Source organism: Xanthomonas populi (genome assembly GCF_002940065.1).
In the GTDB taxonomy this organism is placed as follows: domain Bacteria; phylum Pseudomonadota; class Gammaproteobacteria; order Xanthomonadales; family Xanthomonadaceae; genus Xanthomonas; species Xanthomonas populi.
Genome location: NZ_MDEJ01000360.1, coordinates 1 through 373, shown reverse-complemented (window position 1 = coordinate 373; position 373 = coordinate 1). Strand labels below are relative to the sequence as shown.

The window sequence follows — 373 nt, the reverse complement described above, 5'->3', positions numbered from 1 at the left end:
CTTCGAGCCGATGGCGTGCTTGAGATCGGCGTTGAGGCGCTCTTCGGGATTGAGCTCCGGGCTGTCGCTGGGCAAGTAGAACAACTCAATCTTCTTGCTGCGCTTGGCCACCCATGCCTTGACCAATGGGCTGTGATGGACACGCAGGTTGTCCAGAATCAGGAACCCCTTGTGTTTCGTGCTCTTGATCAACGCCGCAAGACATTCGATCAATTTCTCGGCGTTGAATGCGTCGTCAATGATCATCCAGCGCGCTTCTGCCTTGTTGGTGACGGCGGCAAGGATCGACAGCTTTTGCCGCGTCCCACCGACTGCGAAGGCCACCGGCGTCTTGCCGGCCGGGGCGTCGCAACGACCGCGCACATCGGTGTTC

The 373-nt window shown here is 59.2% G+C and carries 1 protein-coding gene; it reads right to left on the bottom strand.

Translation table 11 applies throughout. The features are described from left to right. Positions 1 to 373 (bottom strand): transposase (locus XpopCFBP1817_RS21270; protein WP_146090213.1); only part of this gene is annotated, 373 nt, incomplete at both ends.